The 14,666-nt window shown below is 40.0% G+C and carries 16 protein-coding genes and 2 tRNA genes; 7 read left to right on the top strand and 11 right to left on the bottom strand.

The genetic code is table 11. The features are described from left to right. Window positions 1-4: 4 nt before the first annotated feature. From L3Q70_RS07805 to L3Q70_RS07755, 11 genes are all read right to left on the bottom strand, one after another. Window positions 5-2,089: a DUF1302 domain-containing protein gene (locus L3Q70_RS07805; RefSeq protein ID WP_062568985.1), complete on the bottom strand. Its 2,085-nt coding sequence runs from the start codon at window positions 2,087-2,089 to the stop codon at window positions 5-7. Between the two features lie 310 nt (window positions 2,090-2,399). Next, window positions 2,400-2,621 (bottom strand): DUF2835 domain-containing protein, encoded by a 222-nt coding sequence (locus tag L3Q70_RS07800; RefSeq protein WP_062568984.1) that lies wholly within the window; start codon window positions 2,619-2,621, stop codon window positions 2,400-2,402. Then, window positions 2,621-5,215, bottom strand: coding sequence for an aminopeptidase N (pepN, locus tag L3Q70_RS07795; RefSeq protein WP_237115183.1), 2,595 nt, complete (start codon window positions 5,213-5,215; stop codon window positions 2,621-2,623). The genes L3Q70_RS07800 and pepN overlap by 1 nt, the downstream gene beginning before the upstream one ends. Window positions 5,216-5,257: 42 nt before the next feature. Continuing rightward, on the bottom strand, window positions 5,258-6,736 hold the full coding sequence (gene nhaC, locus L3Q70_RS07790; protein ID WP_062568982.1) for a Na+/H+ antiporter NhaC: 1,479 nt from the start codon (window positions 6,734-6,736) through the stop codon (window positions 5,258-5,260). Between the two features lie 169 nt (window positions 6,737-6,905). After that, a complete protein-coding gene (prc, locus tag L3Q70_RS07785) occupies window positions 6,906-8,930 on the bottom strand; it encodes a carboxy terminal-processing peptidase (protein WP_062568981.1) in 2,025 nt (674 codons plus the stop codon). A gap of 26 nt (window positions 8,931-8,956) precedes the next feature. Continuing rightward, on the bottom strand, window positions 8,957-9,607 hold the full coding sequence (gene proQ / locus L3Q70_RS07780) for an RNA chaperone ProQ (protein WP_062568980.1): 651 nt from the start codon (window positions 9,605-9,607) through the stop codon (window positions 8,957-8,959). A gap of 14 nt (window positions 9,608-9,621) precedes the next feature. Beyond that, window positions 9,622-9,900 carry a hypothetical protein gene (locus tag L3Q70_RS07775; RefSeq protein WP_062568979.1) on the bottom strand — a complete coding sequence of 93 codons (279 nt, stop codon included), beginning with the start codon at window positions 9,898-9,900 and terminating at the stop codon, window positions 9,622-9,624. Then, a complete protein-coding gene (locus L3Q70_RS07770; protein ID WP_062568978.1) occupies window positions 9,900-10,358 on the bottom strand; it encodes a GAF domain-containing protein in 459 nt (152 codons plus the stop codon). The genes L3Q70_RS07775 and L3Q70_RS07770 overlap by 1 nt, the downstream gene beginning before the upstream one ends. 125 nt (window positions 10,359-10,483) lie before the next feature. Continuing rightward, window positions 10,484-10,879 carry a hypothetical protein gene (locus tag L3Q70_RS07765; RefSeq protein ID WP_062568977.1) on the bottom strand — a complete coding sequence of 132 codons (396 nt, stop codon included), beginning with the start codon at window positions 10,877-10,879 and terminating at the stop codon, window positions 10,484-10,486. A gap of 146 nt (window positions 10,880-11,025) precedes the next feature. Continuing rightward, window positions 11,026-11,116, bottom strand: a tRNA-Ser gene (locus L3Q70_RS07760). Between the two features lie 44 nt (window positions 11,117-11,160). Beyond that, window positions 11,161-11,251 (bottom strand) — tRNA-Ser (locus tag L3Q70_RS07755). 259 nt (window positions 11,252-11,510) lie between these two features. Between L3Q70_RS07755 and L3Q70_RS07750 the strand changes: the two genes are divergently transcribed. Genes L3Q70_RS07750 through L3Q70_RS07720 form a run of 7 tightly spaced genes read left to right on the top strand, consistent with a single transcriptional unit; the run spans window position 11,511 to window position 14,610 of the window. Then, window positions 11,511-12,176: a Bax inhibitor-1/YccA family protein gene (locus L3Q70_RS07750; protein WP_062568976.1), complete on the top strand. Its 666-nt coding sequence runs from the start codon at window positions 11,511-11,513 to the stop codon at window positions 12,174-12,176. 57 nt (window positions 12,177-12,233) lie between these two features. Beyond that, complete coding sequence (tusD, locus tag L3Q70_RS07745) at window positions 12,234-12,587, top strand: sulfurtransferase complex subunit TusD (RefSeq protein WP_062568975.1); 354 nt, start codon at window positions 12,234-12,236, stop codon at window positions 12,585-12,587. Further along, window positions 12,584-12,940, top strand: a complete 357-nt coding sequence (gene tusC, locus L3Q70_RS07740) for a sulfurtransferase complex subunit TusC (protein WP_237115182.1) — start codon at window positions 12,584-12,586, stop codon at window positions 12,938-12,940. The genes tusD and tusC overlap by 4 nt, the downstream gene beginning before the upstream one ends. Next, window positions 12,937-13,203, top strand: a complete 267-nt coding sequence (locus L3Q70_RS07735) for a DsrH/TusB family sulfur metabolism protein (protein WP_193988756.1) — start codon at window positions 12,937-12,939, stop codon at window positions 13,201-13,203. Before tusC ends, L3Q70_RS07735 begins: the two co-directional genes overlap by 4 nt. 3 nt (window positions 13,204-13,206) lie before the next feature. Continuing rightward, a complete protein-coding gene (gene tusE, locus L3Q70_RS07730; RefSeq protein ID WP_237115181.1) occupies window positions 13,207-13,536 on the top strand; it encodes a sulfurtransferase TusE in 330 nt (109 codons plus the stop codon). Then, the gene (locus L3Q70_RS07725; RefSeq protein ID WP_193988754.1) at window positions 13,536-14,183 is read left to right on the top strand and encodes an rRNA large subunit pseudouridine synthase E; all 648 of its coding nucleotides are present in this window, start codon (window positions 13,536-13,538) and stop codon (window positions 14,181-14,183) included. Before tusE ends, L3Q70_RS07725 begins: the two co-directional genes overlap by 1 nt. Continuing rightward, window positions 14,176-14,610 carry an NUDIX hydrolase gene (locus L3Q70_RS07720; protein WP_237115180.1) on the top strand — a complete coding sequence of 145 codons (435 nt, stop codon included), beginning with the start codon at window positions 14,176-14,178 and terminating at the stop codon, window positions 14,608-14,610. Before L3Q70_RS07725 ends, L3Q70_RS07720 begins: the two co-directional genes overlap by 8 nt. Window positions 14,611-14,666: the final 56 nt, after the last annotated feature.

The following is a 14,666-nucleotide window of genomic DNA, read 5'->3' as shown; positions in this document are numbered from 1 at the left end:
ACCCTTAAATTGAATATTTGATATTGAAAGAAACATAATCGCGGTCAGAGAATGTATTCGTCGCGCCACCACCCCAGAATGAGTTGTAGCTAAAGTCGAACGACCACGCATTTTGATAGTTGAAGTTCATAGTTACACCGAGTGATTTACGGTCTTCAACAAATAAGAACATTGGGTCTGGTGTAATACCATTCACGTCATGTGAAAATACAAAACGAGGGGAAAAGTTCACACCGTTAAAGATATTGAAATAATCACCCTTTGCGATTAAACGGTAGCCCCATGCTGATGCAGTTGGGAAAGGGTTTGTCTCTGGGCCATTAGAAAGACCTAAGTGCAATGTAGAATAATCGTCAGCCAATGGACCTTGGATAACGCCACTTCGCCCTGTACCTGCCACGTTTAAACGAAGCTCATCATATTCCGGCATATTATTAATTCGTACACCACCAATTTCACCGACCACAGCCCAGCTATCAGCACCTAAAGATGGACCAAATAAATGAGTCGCCGTGAATTGCAATTGCGCAGTATTACGTAAAATAAAGCCTTGTGCTAATTCGCCAGGGCCTACAACGCTTGTCGCATCACCTGGGCTCATTTGTGAAATACCAGCAAAATCAGGGCGGATACCTGCAACAGCTAATTGCTCAGGCATACCGGCATAAAGTAATTCTACGTCATCAATTTGCAAAGGCTCATCTTGACGGAAGGCAAACTCACCCGCAAATGCGGTTTCGCCTAACGAAGTATTAAAGCTTAAACCGTAAAGCTTAATATCTTCAGGGTATTCTAATTGACCCTTAGTAAATGCTTGTAAGCCTGTTACATTATCTTCAGTAATTTCAGTGCTAAGTAACATACCAATATCAGACGCGATTGCTGCGCTTGTAAAATTAGAAACTTGACCTGATATTACCGGACGACGGCTATGATAGTTGATGTGATATAACGCAACTTCAGTATCATTTAGCTCAGGTAAAAACATACCTAAACGTAAACCATATTGACCACCATCATCAGGCTCACTCTTACCTGCGTTGCCCTTACCTTTTAACGCCACTTTAGTTGGGTAAGCTAAGTACAGCTGTGCCATCATCGCTTGGCCTTGCGCTGATGTAGGATCGATTCCTTGCGAGCGCACAATGTCATCCAAACTATTTAAGCTTTCTGTTAAGAATGCTAAATCAATGTCAGGGTTTGAGGTGAAACCAAGTTGGATATTTTGTTGGTAACCATTCTCTGATGCAAAATCATTGGTTGAGAAGTAAGTACCCGCAGCAGGAAGACGTGTCTCGTGCCACTCGTACTGATAAAACCCTTCTAGAGTAAGGTTATCGGTAATACCGAGTGATGCCCAAAGCATACCCACAGGGATGAAGGCTTCTTTAAGCTCAGCACCTGGTGCTTTAAGGCGGTCAATATCAACCGGGTTGACATTAATACCATGAGAGATCAGTGTACTTTCACCCCAGTTTACGACTTGTTGACCTAAACGGATAGATAGCGGGTTACGCCCTTCATTTAAATCGAAGTTAGCCCAAACGTAGGCATCTAAAAGTCGTAGGTCAGCACACACTTGTTCTTTAGTATCGTCATCATCACATGGATCAACTTTTTGCCCAGAAGTTGGATTGTTGTAGGCGAAATCACCATCCATCAAAGCAAAATCATAGAAATACATGAAGCGCGTGAAGAAGCCATAGTTATCTTTGCTAATTGATAACTCATGGTTGCCTTTTAATAGCTTTGAAAACGAATCGCCACTATCGAAGTTTAAGTTACCAGCATCACCATTATTTGAATATGCACCTGGTTGGTTCCAAACATCTGCAGACGAGTAGATAGGATTTAAAGCTGAGTGATAACCGGTCCAATCAAATGACGGGTTATTACTTTTACCTATATGTTGAAAGTCGCGATCTTCAACACGAATGCTCTGTCCATAAGAAAAACTAGAGTCAAAACGGACGTCAAAATCCCCTAACTCAAAAGTTGCCGCGTGCAAAGCAGTGCTTGAAAGCCCAAGGGTTGCTGCCGCAAGCCCCAAAGCTATTTTGTTTTTAACAAAAAGCGAGCGTTTTATCATTGTGTTCATCCCCCTGTAACGGGTTGTTTTGTGATCAAATTGTTGTTTTTAGTATCTTTCTAACGATAGAAGCGAAATAGTAAAAATACAATATAGAACGCGTTCAATCGGTTAATATTTATTTAATTATGTGACGTTTACGTATTGGTAAGACGTCATACCAGATAATTTATACACGTAAATTAACAATAGAACAAACCGAATTAACAAAAATATAATAAATTTAGTTAATTGGGGACAGCAAAGTACGGTTAATTTTAGAACAAAACACCGTACTTTAAAGAAGAGTTATAAATTAGATTTCATGCTTTCAGCTGACTTTCTCAAGTTTAAGGAATCTGTTTTGCTCAGTGAGTATCAGCCTAAAGCGCCCTCTTATTCCTATCGAAGAAATAAAAGGACGCAAATGTTCAGCATCAAAACGAACTGTTTTACCACCATCTTCCGTCACTTGGACTGATTTATATTTACCATGATAATAATCTAAACATTTAGAGTAACTCAGGTAGAGCGAAAAATAGTATTCGTTCATTAACTAGCAAGTGCCTTCTCTACTTTTTCATATAAGTCGTCACTTAAACCATCCAATGACGCTAGCCGAGTAAGTTGTGCCTTCATCGCCGTTGAACGATTGTCGTCATAGCGACGCCATGACATGAAAGGAGTCAACATTCTTGACGCATTCTGCGGATTAATTTCATTAAGCTTAACCAATAGATCACCCAATAACTGATAGCCCTTGCCATCTGCACGATGAAATTGCGTAATATTAAAATGACTAAAACTACCCACTAATGCTCGAACACGGTTAGGGTTGCCAAAATCAAAACTTGGGTGCTCATATAAGCCTTTAATTTTATCGATACAGGCATCAGTATCATTCATCGCCTGTAAGGCAAACCACTTATCCATTACCAGTACATCATGACGCCACTTGGCATCAAATTCACTCAATAAACGCTCGCCAAGAGAATGATTTGCTTTCACCACAGCACCGAGTGACGCAAGCACATTTGTCATATTCGCGCTATTTGCAGCTTCAATGATTAGCTCATTGATAGCTGGATCAGGTGTTTTAGCTAAGTAATGCAAACAAACTTGTTTCAATGCTCGCACCGCAACAGCGTCTGCAGAGGTTGACCCATCATCTTCAAGTGATTGATAACAAATCTTAAAAGACTCTGAAAGACTCGATGCAATTTGTTTTTCAAAGGCATTTAATACATTAATAATGTTATCAACCGGAATAACTTTGTATTCAGCAGCCAAGGTATCGTAGCTTGGTAATTTAAGTAATTCAGCAATCAAGGCTAAATCACCTTCACGCTTACTAATAAGCGTATCGAATGTATTAATAACCGACGGCGATAACTCGTTATTACCCGACGAGATCGCTGTTTTAATTTCATTGGTCAAAAGACGTTGTTGCGCATCCCAGCGAGAGAAGTCACTGCGAGCAAACCGCATTATATGCAGTAAATCCTCAGCCGTATTTGATTGATTGACAATACAAGGGGCCGAGAAGTCTTCCAATAGAACAGCTACAGGTTGTTCAGCTACTCCTTCAAAAACAAATTGTTGCTTCTGTTTAGTGACATTCAATACTGAATCATGGGCTTGATCATTAACTACCAGCGGTAATGACTCCCCCGCAGGATTCAATAATTCAATAGCAAATGGAATATGCAACAGCTCATTCTCAGGTTGATTGTCTGGTGCGAATTGCTCAATGGTTAGAGTAAACGTTTGTTTTTCGCTATTGTACTGTTGCTCAACATTCAGTTTTGGAGTGCCAGCTTGGCTATACCAACGTTTAAATTGGCTTAAATCAATGTCTGACGCATCACTCATCGCAGCGACAAAGTCATCACAGGTCACAGCTTGTCCGTCATGACGCTCGAAATAAAGTGACATGCCTTGCTGGAACTTTTCTTCACCCAATAGGGTGTGCATCATGCGAATAACTTCAGCGCCTTTGTCATAAACGGTGACAGTGTAGAAATTATTCATTTCAATCACTTTTTCAGGACGAATTGGGTGCGCCATAGGCCCTGCATCTTCGCTGAACTGGTGAGTACGCATAACCTTAACCGCGTCAATTCGGTTAAGTGCTCGTGAGCCTAAATCACTACTAAATTCTTGGTCACGAAAGACCGTTAAGCCTTCTTTTAATGATAGCTGGAACCAATCTCGACACGTTACACGATTACCGGTCCAGTTATGAAAATACTCATGGCCAACGATAGACTCAATGGTATGGTAATCTTTATCTGTTGCCGTCTCTTGGTTGGCTAGTACGCATTTGCTATTAAAGATATTTAAACCTTTATTTTCCATCGCACCCATATTAAAAAAGTCGACAGCAACAATCATGTAAATATCTAGGTCATACTCAAGATTAAAACGCTCTTCATCCCACTGCATTGACTTTTTAAGTGAAGACATTGCATGCGGGGTTTTAGCTAAATTTCCTTTATCAACAAATAATGCCAGCTCTACGTTACGACCAGACTTAGTTGTGTAGTGGTCACGTAATACATCAAAGTCCCCTGCTACTAACGCGAACAAGTAACTTGGTTTTTTGAATGGGTCTTGCCATTTTACAAAATGACGGCCGTCATCCAATGTGCCAGCGTCAATCTGATTGCCATTTGATAATAAATGAGTGTATTTCTGGTCAGCGATAATTGTGACATCGAAGCTTGCTAAAATATCAGGGCGATCCATGTAATACGTGATTTTTCTGAATCCTTGTGCTTCACATTGCGTGCAATACGCGCCGCCGGATAAATACAAGCCTTCAAGTGATGTATTTGTTTGTGGATCAATATGATTTTCTATTTCAAGCGTAAAGTTGTCAGGTAAATGATGGATAATCAGCTTTTCATCTTCAAGTGTATAATCATCGTATTTTTCGTTATTTACAGATAATGAAATAAGCACCAAATCCACACCATCTAATATTAGATCGGCCTCGGTATTATCCGTACGACTCATCGTCATTGTCGATTGCACTGTGGTTTTTAATGGTGCTAATTCGAAGCGTAAATCGATATGGTGAATTGAAAATTGTGGGGCTTGGTAATCTTTTAGATATTGAGCTTGAGGTTTATTCGTTACAGACATAAAAGGCTCCAAATGGCCCTACTAATGTAGGGCCTTACGTTATTATTCAACAGTGCTAGGTTTCGCATGTTTTGGGGTAATGCGTAAAATCTTAATTCCCAAATAAGCATAAATGACCGCTAGTAACGGATTAATTAAATTAAAGAAAGCATACAGAGCATAATCAAATGGATTGATTAATAAAACACTTTGCATATACGCACCACAAGTATTCCAAGGGATCAATGGACTAGTTATCGTTCCGCCATCTTCTAATGTGCGTGATAAGTTAACCGGCTTTAAGCCACGTTTTTCATACTCTTCTTTAAACATACGGCCAGGCACAACAATGGCAATGTATTGATCAGCCGCTACCGCATTTGTACCAATACACGTAGCAATCGTTGCGGTAATAAGCGAACCAGTACTCTTCGCAATTTTTAAAATGCTCTTTACGAACATATCTAGTAAGCCCGTTTTTTCCATAATGGCACCAAACATAAGCGCAGTCATAATTAACCACGTAGTCGTTAACATGCCAGCCATACCACCACCACTGAGCAATGAATCCATTTTTTCATCACCAGTATCGATACTAAAGCCATCGAAAAAAGTGGTCCATACTAATTTAAAGTAGCCAATAATTTGCCCTTGTGATGCATCAATTTGGCTGCTAATTAAATCTGACTGAAATAGCATGGCCCAAACAGCACCAAGCACAGCACCGATTGATATAGCAGGGAAAGCTGGCATTTTTCGAATAGCTAAAAATAATAGCACCACCAAGGGCACTAACATTTCAAAACCTATGTTGAAGTTTTGTTCCAGCAAGTTGACTATTTCTTCAATACGCCCCGCCTCAGCTGAGCCACCGGCATTGAAGCCCATAAAGATAAAAATAATTAAAGCGATAATAAAGCTTGGCACCGTTGTCCAAAGCATATGGTGAATATGGTCGAATAAATCGGCACCGGCTACTGCAGGTGCTAAGTTTGTGGTTTCTGAAAGCGGGCTTAACTTATCACCAAAATAGGCACCTGAGATAACCGCACCCGCCGTGACAACTTGTTCAAGACCAAGACCAGTTGCAACACCTAATAACGCCACACCAATGGTCGCAGCAGTGGTCCATGAACTACCAATACTCATCGCGACAATGCCACAAATTAAACAACTGGCAGCATAAAACCAACTTGGATTAATGATCTGAAGACCATAATAAATAAGGGTGGGTACAGTACCAGATAATAACCAAGTACCAATTAAGGCACCAACCATAAGCAAGATAATGATTGCACCAAGGGACAAAGTGATCCCTTCGATCATGGCTTGTTCAAGTTTTTTCCATGTATAGCCATTTTTTAAACCAATTAACGCCGCTGTAAAAGTAGCAAACAATAACGCAATTTGGTTAGGACCTGATGACGAATTATCACCAAACAAATAAACAGCAGCACCTAAAAGGCACACAAGCACAGTAATTGGGATCAAAGCATCTAAAAAACTAGCCTGCTTGATCGGCTTTTCTTCAATAGAATTCAAAAGATAGTCTCCTACACGTCTTATGTGGCGTGTTTAATTATTATTGTAAGCTTGACGCAAAACTTCAGTGGCTTTTTTGACAGCCAGATTGGCCAATTATAACAAGCTGACCTGTTTTAGGTAGCAAAAAAGGCGCCTAAGCGCCTTTTTATTAATCATAAGTAAGTATTTATTTTTTCGCGATACGGCCGTACTTGATGTAATCTTGCGTGATTAATGCCGCTTCTTCCAAAAATGGGTCAAGATCATCTAAGATGTCAGGTAAATCGTCTAAGTTTTCTACCGGCTTTTCACCTAGACGAACTAAACGTTCATTAGCACGCTCAAGTGCTCGCTCTTCACCTTCATCTTTCTCTTTAATACGCGCGGCTTCAACAAGTGAAATTGTTTTACGATCTTTCTCTTGTTGGTAACGCTTAATGTCATCAAATACGTAACCAAACTCTGGCTCGCTTGCAATACGTGTATCATGTAACTTATTCACATACGCAATTGCAGGCTCTAGGTTATCAACAGAGTTGTATTTAGCACGAATGATACTATCCCACGGTAACGCGTTGTCTTGCTGGCTTTCGCCCCAATCAGCTGGGTCGATTGCCGATGGGAATGATACATCGGGTATCACACCTTTATGCTGAGTACTACCACCATTAATACGATAGAATTTAGCAATTGTGTACTGTACGCTACCTAATGGGTGATCATATAAGTCATAAGCACGACCAAGTGGTTTGTGCTGTTGTACTGTACCTTTACCAAAGGTTTGCTCACCAATGACAATTGCACGACCGTAGTCTTGCATTGCAGCTGCGAATATTTCAGATGCTGAAGCGCTGTAACGGTCAACTAAAACGGTTAATGGACCATCATAGAAAGTGACACCATCGCGGTCTTTTTGCTCTTCAATTCGATTATTTAAAGTGTGGATTTGTACCACAGGTCCTTGATCAATAAATAAACCTGACAACTGAGTTGCTTCGTATAAAGAACCACCACCGTTTTGACGCAAATCGATGATAATACCATCAACCTTAGCTTCTTTTAACTTAGCTATTTCAACTTTTACGTCTTGCGATAAGTTATTGTAGAAACCTGGTATTTCAATCACACCAATTTTACTGGTTAAGTCTGAATATTTAGCTTCAAATACTTCTGATTTAGCTGCGCGGTCTTCAAGGCGAATTTTATCACGCGTAATCTCAACAACTTTAGGTGTACCGTGGGCGTCTGCACCTTTTAAATATTGCAAACGAACTTTAGTCCCTTTAGGGCCTTTGATTAAGTCAACCACGTCATCAAGACGCCAACCAATCACATCAACAAACTCTTCGCCATCTTGAGCTACACCAATAATTCGGTCATCGGCTTTGATTTGTTCTGATTTATCCGCAGGGCCTCCTGGCACTAAACTACGAATAACCGTGTAATCTTCATCATAGCTAAGAACGGCACCTATACCTTCCAGTTCAAGGTCCATATCCATCTTAAACTGTTCAGCACGACGTGGAGATAAGTAAGAAGTATGTGCTTCGATGCTACGTGCAAATGAATTCATCACGATTTGGAAAGCATCTTCACTATTTGTTTGCACTAAGCGTTTTTGCGCATTGTGGTAACGCTTGGTAAGAACGTCTTTAATTCCTTGCCAATCTTTACCCGTCATTTTTAAACGTAACGCATCATATTTAACGCGTTGACGCCAAAGTTCATCAAGTTCAGCTTGGCTTGTAGCCCAATTAGCATCTTCACGGTCAAACACGTACTCATCTTCTTTATCAAACTTCATTTCCTTTTCTAGAAGCGATAAAGAATAGTCGTAACGTTCAAAACGACGTTTGAGGCTCAGGTTAAAAATATCAAATGCAAAACCAAGTTTGCCTGTCGACAATGCATTATCAAACTGATCTTTGTATTGCTCAAAAGAAGCAATATCTGAGGCTAAAAAGACACTCTTATTATAGTCAAGAGACTCAATATAACGTTCGAAAACTTTTTCAGATAAGCTATCGTTAAAACGTATTGGTTTATAGTGTGCACGAGTAAATAAGTTTGTCACCCGTTTGCTTGCTGTACTATGCTGACTTTCTTGCTTGAGTACTGGCAAATCATCTTCAGTTAAATTATCTGCAGCGGCCAATAATGAGCCTGAAAACAGGGCAGCGACTAACGGAATGAGCGTAAACTTTTTACTCATACACAACTCCTTTCTTTTTACAGCTATTAAATGATATACAGGCTGTCTGCTTTGGTCTTAACTTGCATCCCTGTTACTAACTCAACATGAACTTCATCTTTGTTCACTTCTGTTATAACAGCATTTACAAGGGCTTGGCCAAGTTTAACTTTCACTTTGCTATTAACCTTGACCTCAGAGGCAGGTAAAGGTTCAACTTTTCCTGAACGTTTAGCAGGTGCAGCTTTTGCAGGCTTATTACCTACTCTAGCGCCTTTATCAGCAGATTTGGCATTTTGAGCAGCGTTCTTTTTGTAAGATTTTGTGTCAGAATCTTTACGAGGGCGTTGCTGCTTTTTACGCTTAGCCATTTTGGCGCGGCTTTCTTCAAGTGCTTTTTGGGCGTGCTCAATGTGTTCTTGTTCCACTTTTTCATCTTGATTACCATCAAGATCGATACGAAACTCAGACTTAGTCACTGCCTCTAAATAGCGCCAATTTGAGGTATACTTTCTAAGTGCTTGACGAACCTGAGTTTTACTTACTTTCTCAGAACCTTCAATGCGCTCAGCGATATCTTTAAAGATACCGACTTTAAGCGGCTGAATGCCGTCTTTTTGTTTAAAACATTGCGGAAATTCTTGGTATAAGAAATCCAGTACTTCATTAATATCTTTTAGCTTGTTTGTGGTTTCCATGTTAGAACCTTTTATTACATCTTTTCATCAAGTGATGAATCGACATAGTGTGTTACCCAGTCGGTCAACTCTTCGAATTCGGCCTCTAAAAGTGCAAGCTCCCCTCGAAGGTGTTCCCAAATACCATTTATAATTTCATCAATCGATTCGCAGTCGAGGTCGTCAGGGAGACGATCCCAAGCAATATGAATCAACTCATTGAGCCTTTCGGCTACAACTTCTTCTTCTCCTTCCCAATCACCAACATCTTGAATGGAAAAAAGGTAATCTTGCACGTTTAGCAGATCTTTCATTACAGGTTTGCCTCAAAGCATTTTACAAGTGCTTCTAGGCCTGTGCGGTCTTCTATATCGAAACGCCCAACACTTGGACTATCAATATCAAGTACAGCAAAAACTTTACCATCTTTGAAAATGGGCACCACAATTTCAGAGTTAGATGCAGCATCACAAGCTATATGACCGGCAAATGCATGAACATCTTCCACTAATTGTGTTTCTTGTGTCTTAGCAGCCGTACCACATACCCCTTTGCCTACAGGAATACGAATACAGGCTGGATTGCCTTGAAACGGACCAAGTACTAACTCATCTGGCGAATCCATTAAATAGAAACCCGCCCAGTTTATATCCTCTAACGAGGTAAATAAAAGCGCACTAATATTTGCCATATTCGCTATAACATTTGACTCACCATTAATTAGCGATTCAGTTTGTTTAACTAACGACTGGTAAAATTTTTGCTTCGACATACCAAACTACTTCTTATTAAACATACAGTAGCTAAAGGTACTCTTTGTGGGCAATAAATGAAACCTTTTAAAGGCAAAAAAAAACATTTTGCCCTCAATTTCAGTCAGCTTGATTAAATATTCTGCTATTGATGGGGAGTTTGAACTGCTAAGCCCTGTCTTAATCCAAATAAGAATAAACCTGCAGCTAATGCAGACATAAGAGCATTCACAATAAATGCCGTGCCAGCGGTGGCACTAAGCAAGTAACTAAAAATAGCACCTCCCAATAAACCCAGAGTTAAAACACCTGAATAGTTCACTTTCGCGTACTTATACATAAGTAAGTAACCGGGTACGACAAAAGCCGCCATTGTTAAGCCAACAATGTGGGCATTGGAGATGGCGCTCACTAAAAGGTTCAGGAAAATACTCAAGCCATTTCCTTCTAAGGTAAACGCATAATACAGGCCTAAGATACAACCAATGATCACAGGCGATAATAAAGATAGTCCTACACTCTTTGCTATACGATGTTTCATTAAATTTCCTACTTTAACAAAGATAATACGAGAAGTAATAAGCATGGACTAACTAGAGAAAATCCGAAATATCGACAATAGTCGTACTAAAGATGAGAAAGGATTAGACACAAAAAAGCCGCTGAAATATTCAGCGGCTTTAATGATGGTGGAGAGATAGGGATTTGAACCCTAGAGGGGCTACAAACCCCTGCCGGTTTTCAAGACCGGTGCATTCGACCACTCTGCCATCTCTCCGAATGCGAAATAGCTACTCGCTAATGCAAGTAACTTAGTAATAATGGTGGAGAGATAGGGATTTGAACCCTAGAGGGGCTACAAACCCCTGCCGGTTTTCAAGACCGGTGCATTCGACCACTCTGCCATCTCTCCGACGGCGTGCATAATAGATAAGCCAATGCGCTTTGTGAAGCTTTTTTTCAAAAAAAATGCTCAAGTGATTAAAAAACAATTAATTTGCTCAGCATTAGTACAGCAACGTTTAGATTATGCACAACATTGAACTTTTCAATTATTTATCGTGTCTATTGAACTACAAAGGTTTGCCCAAATATATAACTCTTGGTAGTCTTAGTTTTAGTTTAATAATTGGAACTAACGAACTAAATAGTTCATTTAAAGGAGCTCTACAATGGCGTTTAATCACTCGTACAATACCGCTAAACCGGTTATGTCGACCATTGAAACTAACAAAGTACTTAAAAATACTTATTTCTTACTGGCCATGACATTAGCATTCAGTGCAGTGACAGCCGGTATTTCAATGGCGATGAATTTACCTTACTTCATGGGTCTGGTATTCAGCCTTATTGCATTTGGTGTACTTTTTGTAGTCAACAAAAAAGCTGACTCAGCCTCTGGTGTCGCTTGGGTATTCGTATTTACAGGGCTTATGGGCGCAGGCCTTGGTCCTATTTTAAATTACTATGCAGCAATGCCAAACGGCCCATTACTTATTATGCAGGCTCTTGGTTCAACCGCGTTGATTTTCTTTGGTCTATCAGCCTATGCACTGACGACTAAAAAAGACTTCTCATTCATGGGTGGCTTTTTAACAGTTGGTCTAATCGTTGTTATCATTGCCAGTTTAGTAAACCTATTCATCGGTAGCTCTGTTACCTTTATGGTTATCAATGCTGCTGTGGTATTAATTATGTCTGGCTTAATCCTCTTTGACACAAGCCGCATTATTAACGGTGGCGAAACTAACTACATTCGCGCAACTGTTGCCCTTTACTTGAATGTATATAACTTATTTACATCACTTCTACACCTACTTGGCGCAAGTGATGACTAAATAGATATTTATCTGATAAAATAGCCCCTTTCTAGGGGCTTTTTTATTGGATGCGTTTTGGCACAATTTGTACTATCTCTTCATACCGCACCGACTGATCATGATACAACACAGCGCTTAATTAAGTTTGCTGAAGCTTGTATTGCAGGCGGCCACACCATTTCAGCTATTTTCTTATATCAAGCAGGGATTTTCCATGCGAGCAATCATTTAGAGCTTGCCAGCGATGAACTACCTGTAAAGCAACTTTGGCAAGAGTTATCGGCAAAAGAAATTCCTCTATTGTTATGCGTTACAGCAGCCGAAAAACGCGGTTTAGACACACAAGACACGGGTGTTTTTACCGTTGCGGGGCTTGCTGAGTTTGCAATGCTAGCCAGTGAAGCAGATAAATGGGTGCAATTTAAATGAAAAATGTTTTAGTTATAAGTCAACATGCTCCATTTGACGACCAACACATTCGGGAATCGCTCGACATGGCACTTATCTTCGCTGCTATTGATCAGAATATCAGTTGGCTATTGAGTGCGGATGCTGTGCTGGCACTTAAAAAAAACCAACAACCTGAACTGTTAGGTATTAAAAATTATTTTAAAATGGTAAAAACGCTTGAATTATATGATGTTGAAAACATATATGTGTGCGAGAAGTCGCTTATGGATTTTAATTTAACTAAGGAAAATCTCATTATTGACGTTAAAGTTGCTAACTTTGAACAGCAGCGTGCTCTAATAACTCAACAGCATCAAGTGGTGACTCTATGAGTACCTTACATATTTTTTCAAAACCTTTATCGCATTACTGCATTAATACACTTGAGAATTTGATTGATAGCAACCACGCTGTACTTTTGGTTGGTGATGCTTGTTATAACATCAACCAATTTAAACAATTTTCTGCTACCCTGCACTTATTGGAAGAAGATGCCATTGCACGCGCCATCTCACTAAACGAAAGTGATATTCACATTAGCTATGCTGAATTTGTAGAACTCACATTATCAGCTCAAAACACGATTACTTGGTAAATCATGCTTGAATTTAATAACAAACAAATAGAAACGGATAAACAAGGTTATTTGCTTGATTCAAATGATTGGAGCGAAGAACTTGCGCCTATTATTGCCGAGCAAGAAAACATTACTTTAAGTGAACAGCACTGGGAAGTGGTGCATTTTGTGCGTGATTTTTATCTGGAATACAACACCAGCCCCGCTATTCGTATGCTGGTAAAAGCAATGGCTCAAAAGCTAGGTGAAGAAAAAGGTAACAGTATGTATTTATACAAACTGTTTCCAAAAGGCCCTGCAAAGCAAGCAACTAAAATTGCAGGTTTACCTAAACCGGCTAGGTGCATTTAATGGTAAATAAACCAAAAAATAAACCGCGTCGCAGCAGTGGCCGAACATACTCTAGATCTACACAAAAACGAGAAGTAAAAAAAGCAATTAGCCCAGAACAACGCAAAGTGGTGCTGTTTAACAAACCATTTGATGTACTTTGTCAATTTACTGATGACCAAAACCGCAAAACACTTGCCGACTTTATTAATATTAAAGACGTGTATGCAGCAGGACGCCTAGACAGAGACAGCGAAGGACTCTTACTTCTTACAAACTGCGGTAAGTTACAACACACACTTACTGAACCCAATAAAAAAACAGCTAAAACATATTGGGTGCAAGTAGAAGGTGATGTGAGTGATGAGGCACTCTTTGCCCTTAACAAAGGCGTAGAACTTAAAGATGGCATGACCAAGCCCGCCAAGGTCAAACGTATTGACGAGCCGTCAATTTGGCCGCGTACACCACCCGTTCGCGAGCGCAAAAATATTCCAACCAGTTGGTTAGAAATCTCTATCACTGAAGGACGTAATCGCCAAGTTCGCCGGATGACTGCGCATGTTGGCTTCCCCACTTTGCGATTAATTCGTTACAGCATAGGTAAATATACCCTTGATAATTTAGATACGGGCCAGTTTAAAGTAGTGAACAACCCTGATGCATAAACCAAATGTCACTGTTGCGGCTATCGTGACTTACCAAGACAAATTTTTACTTGTTAAAGAACGTGATAAATACACCGGCCAAATTTGTTATAACCAACCTGCTGGTCATTTAGAGGCTAATGAAACCCTAGCTGAAGCTGCTCGTCGTGAACTTATTGAAGAAACGGGCATTAACCTTAATGCCAACCATCTTGTTGGCATTTATAATTTGCATGCCGCTAATGGCGTTCACTATATGCGTTTTAGCTTTGCTTTTATTTGCCCAGAGCTATTTGTACCCTCCCCCCAAGATGATGACATCATCAGCGCAGATTGGTTTAGCATTGAACAAATTAAAAGCCTACCGCTTAGAAGCCCGCTTGTTTTAAAATGCATAGAAGATCATTTAGCTGGCAACGCCTACCCACTGAGTTTGATTTACCAATAACGACTGTGATTTTGGCTGGTTTGGGCGTCTAAAAGCATGCTATAATGCCGGCCTTT

The sequence above is a fragment of the Pseudoalteromonas sp. CF6-2 genome (genome assembly GCF_021729425.1).
Lineage (GTDB): Bacteria > Pseudomonadota > Gammaproteobacteria > Enterobacterales > Alteromonadaceae > Pseudoalteromonas > Pseudoalteromonas arabiensis.
The sequence above is the reverse complement of the archived record's forward strand: the minus strand, read 5'-3'. Positions and strand labels throughout refer to the sequence as shown.

Coding starts and splice junctions, on each gene's coding strand:
- L3Q70_RS07750 (WP_062568976.1), top strand. CDS start 11,511: ATGGCGTTTAATCACTCGTACAATACCGCTAAACCGGTTATGTCGACC.
- L3Q70_RS07735 (WP_193988756.1), top strand. CDS start 12,937: ATGAGTACCTTACATATTTTTTCAAAACCTTTATCGCATTACTGCATT.
- L3Q70_RS07770 (WP_062568978.1), bottom strand. CDS start 10,358: ATGTCGAAGCAAAAATTTTACCAGTCGTTAGTTAAACAAACTGAATCG.
- pepN (WP_237115183.1), bottom strand. CDS start 5,215: ATGTCTGTAACGAATAAACCTCAAGCTCAATATCTAAAAGATTACCAA.
- prc (WP_062568981.1), bottom strand. CDS start 8,930: ATGAGTAAAAAGTTTACGCTCATTCCGTTAGTCGCTGCCCTGTTTTCA.
- L3Q70_RS07765 (WP_062568977.1), bottom strand. CDS start 10,879: ATGAAACATCGTATAGCAAAGAGTGTAGGACTATCTTTATTATCGCCT.
- L3Q70_RS07720 (WP_237115180.1), top strand. CDS start 14,176: ATGCATAAACCAAATGTCACTGTTGCGGCTATCGTGACTTACCAAGAC.
- L3Q70_RS07775 (WP_062568979.1), bottom strand. CDS start 9,900: ATGAAAGATCTGCTAAACGTGCAAGATTACCTTTTTTCCATTCAAGAT.
- tusC (WP_237115182.1), top strand. CDS start 12,584: ATGAAAAATGTTTTAGTTATAAGTCAACATGCTCCATTTGACGACCAA.
- L3Q70_RS07805 (WP_062568985.1), bottom strand. CDS start 2,089: ATGATAAAACGCTCGCTTTTTGTTAAAAACAAAATAGCTTTGGGGCTT.
- L3Q70_RS07800 (WP_062568984.1), bottom strand. CDS start 2,621: ATGAACGAATACTATTTTTCGCTCTACCTGAGTTACTCTAAATGTTTA.
- L3Q70_RS07725 (WP_193988754.1), top strand. CDS start 13,536: ATGGTAAATAAACCAAAAAATAAACCGCGTCGCAGCAGTGGCCGAACA.
- tusE (WP_237115181.1), top strand. CDS start 13,207: ATGCTTGAATTTAATAACAAACAAATAGAAACGGATAAACAAGGTTAT.
- proQ (WP_062568980.1), bottom strand. CDS start 9,607: ATGGAAACCACAAACAAGCTAAAAGATATTAATGAAGTACTGGATTTC.